Here is a 7,615-nt window from a genome sequence, read left to right as displayed (position 1 = left end):
GGGATTATAGCGACTCGGATAATTTATTCGGCTCGGATTGCTGCACGGTTTTGCCGAAAGAGCAGGTTTTGCCGCGTGTCCGTCCGGATGGATTGATCACCCATGTAGAAGACGGTCAAATTCTTCCTGAAAACCGTATTCCGGATAATATTGATATTCGTGATTACGGAGTGGGCAATTTTTATTTGGAAGTAAAGCAGCTTCTACCCGGCCCATATTTTTTTTACCCTAAAGAAAAAACATTTCAAATCAAATCTTCCGAAATATTCTTTATGAACAATTGCGGGGATATTCTGTGGCAACCTTATTATTACGGTATTTGATGAACTTTATTTAAACTTTTAAGAGGAGAAAATTATGGCAACCAATCAAAAACCTTTAACCGTAGACCAAGTAACCGTGGACAGGGTGTTGTCCCATTATTTATGGAATTCGCCCACACCGCCAAGTTGCGGGGATATGAAGAGCCGGATGAACCGGCCGAATAATTCGGATAGGGAAGCGTTGAAGATAGATGCGGTGGATTATATGAAAAACGGCGGCGGCAGATTTGCCTCTGCGGCAGATTTCGGAATGTTCCAAAAATTTTTTGATAAATCGGGATTGGCGGCTAAAGAATATACGTTTGAAGAAATAGGTAATGAGATTTATGGGGCATTAAAATTTGCAGATCTTCAAAAAACGGAATTCTCTAAAGGATTCAATACCGACATTTCCCAATATATCAAAGGAATCAAATCCGCTGATTATGATACCCGAGCGTTTATTTTCGGTTCTACCAAAGTAAGTGTAACCGAGGAAGATCTCGGCAAGCTTAAATTTGTGGTAAAAGAAGACGGTAGCAAGGAAATTCAAAATCTCAGAATCACGCCGAATGACAGCCAAGAAAACTTTGATTTCAAAGGAGGAAGCAGTAAGCCAGGTTTCTGGAGTAAGGCTGAAAAGATGGTTGTGGATGCTGCAAACGGTGCTTTCAGTACCATCATAGATCCGAAAGGGATAGGTAGAACGGTTCCGTTTGAATTTGCCAATAAGCATGAATTGCCATATGAAACAATTGATGCAAATACATTCAGACGCCTGCAGGCAGAAGACAAGTTAAATACGTTCTCTAGTGAAAGCATTCCTGATTTTATTGTAAATGGTCCGCTTCAATCTCTTGCTGAACTTGCGGCAAAACTCGCCGTTTCCCCATCAATGTACAACAATCTTTCATGCGCTTGGGATGATTTTTGGAATCCGCCGAGTGTTTCCGATGCCGCCCAAATGGCATCGCCCATCATTATCGACCTGAACGGCGACGGTGTAAAAACCATAGGCTTGGGCGGCGGTGTGAATTTCGACCACGATAAAAGCGGCTTTGCGCTGCAAACCGGCTGGGCGGCGAAAGAAGACGGCCTGCTGGTGCTGGATTTAAACGGCAACGGTGCGGTGGATAACGGCGGAGAACTGTTCGGCAACCATACTTTGCTGGCCGACGGCAAACCTGCCGACAACGGCTTTGAAGCCCTGAAACAATACGATACCAACCAAAACGGGCTTTTGGACACGGGCGATGCGCGTTGGGGCGAATTCAGAATTTGGCAGGATGCCGATTCCGACGGGGTTTCCGACAGCGGAGAGCTGAAAACATTGAGCGAGACCGGCATTATTTCGCTGAATTTGAAATACACCGAAACGGATGTGCTGGATGAAAACGGCAATGCCCACAAGCAAACCTCTTCGGCCATCTGGAAAGACGGCCATACCGGCGATGCGGTGGATGTGTGGTTTAAAACGGACGGCTCGAAAGCAACTTATACGCGTAAGTTCGAACATACGGAAGAAATCGCCAAGCTGCCTGAAGTGATTGTGTCGGGCAAGGTCTATCATCTGCGTGATGCGGTGTCGCAGGATAAGGTTTTGCTGGATCAGCTGAAGGAGTATGTAGCGGCGGAAGAACCGCAGGCGGAAAAGCTTGAGGCGTTGATTTATCAATGGACGGGCACGGCAGAAATCGATCCTGCCGGCCGTGGTGAAAACGTGGATGCGCGCAAGCTGGCCGTGTTGGAGAAGCTTTCGGGCGAAACCTTTAACCAAAGCGGCTGGGGTGATAAGCCGGGGCCGCAGGCGGGCAAAGCATTGAATGATGAGTTCGCCAAATTTGCCGGTTATGTGGCGGGCAGCATCAAAATGCAGAAAATCTATGCTTCCGCTATCGGCGGCGAGATGATTAAAACCGATGAAGCGGGTAAAGCCGCTATCGATTGGGCGGGCATGAGGAAATATGTGTTCGAGCAGATTCAGGCAAAGAATGTGGCTGAGGCTGCCGATGCGGCGGATGCCGTTGCCAATGCGCTGGTTTTTAACGAATCGCTTGCTTCCGGCTTCAAGCAAAGTGTGCAGAAATTCACTTCACTGGTTTTCCATTACGGCACGCTTACCGATCTGCAAAAGCTTGCCGAATTGGATGGCACATTCGGCGATGCGGCCAACAACAGATTGGAAACGAAAGCGGCCGGTAATGTGTTGCTGGAAGGCGGTGTGTTATTTGGAGAAGGCGGCGATGATACTTTGAATGGCCGGGGCGGTAACGATGTGCTGGTTGGCGGTGCGGGCAATGATCATTTATCGGGTGGCGAAGGCTCGGATATTTATGTGTTCGGTAAAAATTTCGGCAAAGATTCGGTTAATAATCATGACACTTCGGAAGGCCGCTCCGATACCATCCGCTTTACCGAAGGATTGAAACAGTCTGATTTTGTTTACACCCGTTCATACGATAATCTGATGATTTCCGCTAAAGACGGCAGCGGAGAAATAACGGTAAACAGTTATTTCAGCCAAGATGGAGCCGGCGGTTATCAAATCGACCAAATTCTGTTTGACGACGGCACGGTACTGGATGTGGAAGCCGTTAAGCAGTTGGTTATCAAAGGCACGGAACAAAACGATACGCTTTATGCTTATGCGGAAGGTAACACTCTGGCCGGTTTGGGCGGCAACGATGCTTTATACGGCGGCGCCGGAGATGATTTGCTATCGGGCGGTAACGGCAACGACACGCTGCAAGGCGGTGAGGGTAACGACAAACTGCATGGCGGCAGCGGCAACGATGTGTTGAACGGCGGCAAAGGCGAAGATATCTACATTTTTGATAAAGGTTTCGGCAAAGACAGCATTCAAAACGACTATACCGAAGAAACCGATACCATCCGCTTAACAGACGGTTGGACTCAGTCTGATTTGGTGTTTACCCGTTCAAACAGCAGTTTGGTGATTACCGCCAAAGACGGCATGGGAGAAATTTCAGTAGGCAATTTTTTCCGCACCGATGGCATAGGCGGGGCAAAAATCGTATTCGACGGCGGCGCGACTTTGAATGCAGAGGCGCTTAAAGATTTGGTTACCGCCGGCAGCGAGCAGAACGACAATCTTTATGCTTATGCGGAAGGCAGCAAACTTGCCGGTTTGGGCGGCGATGATTATCTGTATGGCGCTGCCGGAGACGACACGCTGGACGGCGGTAATGGAAACGATACGTTGGAGGGCAAAGGCGGAAACGATACCTTAATCGGCGGTATCGGCAATGATTCATTGAATGGCGGTGAAGGAAACGACAGCTATGTTTTCGGTAAAAACTTTGGCAAAGACGCGATCTATAACAACGATACCGAAGGCACCGATACCATCCGCTTTACAGAAGGATTAAAGCAGGAAGATTTCACTTTTTCACGTTCAAGCAATGATTTGATTATCGCTGCCAAAGATGGCACAGGTGTGGTTTCCGTCAGCGGTTACTTCACGCAAGACGGGGTGAGCAAACAAATCAACCGAATTGTTTTCGATGACGGCACGGAGCTGGACGGCAAAGCGGTGAGCGAACAAGTTACTCAAGGTACGGAGCAAAACGATACGCTTTATGCTGTGGCAACAGGAGGCAAGCTTTCCGGTTTGGGGGGTAATGATTATTTATATGGTGCTGCCGGTGATGACGAGCTGGATGGCGGCAGTGGGAACGACACATTACAGGGGGCTGAAGGTAATGATGTTTTAACAGGCGGTTTGGGAGACGATTCGTTAACAGGTGGTGCAGGCTCAGATTCCTATGTGTTCGGCAAGAATTTTGGCAAAGACTCCATCAGCAATCATGACACTTCCGAAGGCCGTTCCGATACCATCCGCTTTACCGAAGGATTGAAACAGTCTGATTTTGTTTACACCCGTTCATACGATAATCTGATGATTTCTGCTAAAGACGGCAGCGGAGAGTTAACGGTAAACAGTTATTTCAGCCAAGATGGAGCCGGCGGTTATCAAATCGACCAAATTCTGTTTGACGACGGTACGGTGTTGGATGTGGAGGCTGTTAAGCAGTTGGTTGTTAAAGGCACGGAACAAAACGATACGCTTTATGCTTATGCGGAAGGCAACACTCTGGCCGGTTTGGGCGGCAACGATGCTTTATACGGCGGTGCCGGAGATGATTTGTTATCCGGTGGCAACGGCAACGACACGCTGCAAGGCGGGGAAGGCAACGATAAACTGCACGGCGGCAGCGGTAATGATGCGTTGAACGGCGGCAAAGGCGAAGATATCTACATTTTTGATAAAGGTTTCGGCAAAGACAGCATTCAAAACGATTATCCCGAAGAAACCGATACCATCCGCTTAACAGACGGTTGGACTCAGTCTGATTTGGTATTTACCCGTTCAAACAGCAGTTTGGTTATTACCGCCAAAGACGGCACGGGAGAAATTTCAGTGGGCAATTTTTTCCGCACCGACGGCATAGGCGGCGCAAAAATCGTATTTGACGGCGGCGCTACTTTGAATGCTGAGGCGCTTAAAGATTTGGTTACCGTCGGCAGCGAGCAGAACGACAATCTCTATGCGTATGCGGAAGGCAGCAAACTTGCCGGTTTGGGCGGTGATGATTATCTGTATGGCGCTGCCGGAGCGGATACGCTGGAAGGCGGGAATGGAAACGATACGTTGGAGGGTAAAGGCGGGAACGATACCTTAATCGGCGGTATCGGCAATGATTCCCTTAACGGAGGTGAAGGAAACGACAGCTATATCTTCGGTAAAAACTTTGGTAAAGATACTGTTTATAACCATGATGAGGCCGGCACCGATACCATTCACTTCACTGAGGGTTGGAAACAAGCTGATTTTGTTTTTACCCGCTCATCTAATGATTTGCATATTACGGCTAAAGATGGCGCTGGAACGGTATGGGTTAATAATTACTTTAGTAAGGATGGAGATGGCGGTTATCAAGTGGATCAGATTCTCTTCGATGATGAAAGCAAACTGGATGTAGCCGCTATAAAAGAACTGGTGATTAAAGGTACGGAACAAAATGACACTTTATATGCTTATGCAACAGGTAGTACGCTGTCGGGATTAGGTGGCAATGATACGTTAAACGGCTCTTCCGGAAAAGATAGTTTGGATGGAGGAAGTGGATCGGATAGCCTATCAGGAGACGACGGCAACGATGTCTTAACCGGTGGCATCGGCAATGACAGCCTGACAGGAGGCAACGGCGCTGATACTTATGTATTCGGCAAAGGGCACGGTCAGGACTCCATCAACAATTATCAGTCTGACAATAGTACGGATACCATCCGTTTCGACGGCATCAAATCATCTGAAGTGAAATTTGTCAAATCCGGCAGCAGTTTGATATTTTCCGGTTATAACGCTGAAGATTCTATTGAATTACAGTCTTTCTTCAATCAAGGTTATGATTTGGAAAATTTTGTTTTTGCCGATAAGATTATTTCCAATCCTGATTTTTCCAAATATTCAGAAGGTACTTCCACACCCACACAGACAATGGCTGTATTTGAAGGTACGGCAATAGACATTGTATAAAGTAGCTCTTTTCTATAATTAAAGGGGTATTTCAAGCACTTGGTTTCGGTTTATGCCGGGATCAAGTGCTTATGTTTGAAGTAGCAAAATTAAAAGTTGCCCGGGCTGAAAACGCTTTTATAATGCCAATTTTTCAGACAGGCCTGTCTGAAAAGTTTGAGACAGCCTTATTTTCAATTCATAATATGAAATACAAAGACTTAAGAGAATTTATCAGCCGGCTTGAAGCGCAGGGGAAACTCAAGCGCATCGGTTTGCCGGTTTCTCCCCATTTGGAAATGACCGAAATTGCCGACCGCGTGTTGCGTGCCGGCGGGCCGGCACTGTTGTTTGAAAATCCGGTGCGGCAAGATGGTTCGCGTTATGATTTTCCCGTGCTGGCCAATCTGTTCGGCACGCCCGAACGGGTGGCGATGGGCATGGGGGCGGACAGTGTGGACAAGCTGCGCGAAATCGGCAAAACGCTGGCTTATCTGAAAGAGCCGGAGCCGCCCAAAGGCATTAAAGACGCGTTTTCCAAACTGCCGCTGCTGAAAGATATTTGGAGCATGGCGCCGAATGTGGTGAAAAAAGCGCCGTGTCAGGAAGTCGTGATTGAAGGCGGCGATGTCGATTTAAGCAAGCTGCCGATCCAGCATTGTTGGCCGGAAGATGTTGCGCCGTTGGTAACATGGGGGCTTACCGTTACCCGCGGCCCGCATAAAAAACGCCAGAATTTAGGCATTTACCGCCAGCAGCTTATCGGCAAAAACAAGTTGATTATGCGTTGGTTGGCACACCGCGGCGGCGCGTTGGATTTTCAGGCGCATAAAAAAGCCCACCCCGGCGTGCCGTACCCTGTGGCGGTGGTGTTGGGCTGCGATCCGGCCACCATTTTGGGCGCGGTAACGCCGGTGCCGGATACCTTGAGCGAATACCAGTTTGCCGGTTTGCTGCGCGGTTCGCGTACCGAATTGGTGAAATGTATCAGCAGCGATTTGCAAGTGCCCGCGCGTGCCGAAATCGTGCTCGAAGGTGTTATCCACCCTGATGAAACCGCGCTGGAAGGGCCTTACGGCGACCATACCGGCTATTACAACGAGCAGGATTGGTTCCCCGTGTTTACGGTGGAACGCATCACCATGCGCGAAAATCCGATTTACCACAGCACTTATACGGGCAAACCGCCCGATGAGCCTGCCGTGCTGGGCGTGGCATTGAACGAAGTGTTCGTGCCGCTGTTGCAAAAACAGTTTCCCGAAATCGTCGATTTCTACCTGCCGCCCGAAGGCTGTTCGTACCGCATGGCCGTGGTCAGCATCAAAAAGCAATACGCGGGGCACGCCAAGCGGGTGATGATGGGCTGCTGGAGTTTTCTGCGCCAGTTTATGTACACCAAATTCATTGTGGTGGTGGACGACGATGTGGACTGCCGCGACTGGAAGGAAGTGATTTGGGCGATTACCACCCGCATGGATCCCGTGCGCGATACGGTGTTGGTGGAAAACACGCCGATCGACTACCTCGACTTTGCCAGCCCTGTTTCAGGCTTGGGGGGCAAAATGGGCTTGGATGCCACCAACAAATGGCCGGGCGAAACCGACCGCGAATGGGGGCGCGTGATTGAGCGCGACAAAGCCACCGTAGCGAAAGTTGATGCTTTATGGCATGAGTTGGATTTATAGCATGGTATGCAATATGTATATATAAGCCGGCAAGATTTTATTGATGTTTAATAATAAATGCCTGTCTGAAAGTAGGTTTTCAGACAGGC

General features: G+C 48.7%; 2 protein-coding genes and 1 pseudogene. All 3 read left to right on the top strand.

Features of this window, described 5'->3' with window-relative positions:
- Positions 1-323: pseudogene (locus tag HMPREF9370_RS11055) on the top strand (hypothetical protein); the annotation flags it as partial.
- A 34-nt stretch (positions 324-357) separates the two neighbouring features.
- Positions 358-5,862 (top strand): calcium-binding protein, encoded by a 5,505-nt coding sequence (locus HMPREF9370_RS11050; RefSeq protein ID WP_050795394.1) that lies wholly within the window; start codon positions 358-360, stop codon positions 5,860-5,862.
- Between the two features lie 185 nt (positions 5,863-6,047).
- Positions 6,048-7,526: a 4-hydroxy-3-polyprenylbenzoate decarboxylase gene (ubiD, locus tag HMPREF9370_RS11045; protein WP_040667682.1), complete on the top strand. Its 1,479-nt coding sequence runs from the start codon at positions 6,048-6,050 to the stop codon at positions 7,524-7,526.
- Positions 7,527-7,615 lie beyond the last annotated feature (89 nt).

The organism is Neisseria wadsworthii 9715 (assembly GCF_000227765.1).
Lineage (GTDB): Bacteria > Pseudomonadota > Gammaproteobacteria > Burkholderiales > Neisseriaceae > Neisseria > Neisseria wadsworthii.
The sequence above is the reverse complement of the archived record's forward strand: the minus strand, read 5'-3'. Positions and strand labels throughout refer to the sequence as shown.

Bases quoted from the DNA above. Each gene is read 5' to 3' on its own strand.
- HMPREF9370_RS11050 (WP_050795394.1), top strand. From the start codon at position 358: ATGGCAACCAATCAAAAACCTTTAACCGTAGACCAAGTAACCGTGGAC.
- ubiD (WP_040667682.1), top strand. From the start codon at position 6,048: ATGAAATACAAAGACTTAAGAGAATTTATCAGCCGGCTTGAAGCGCAG.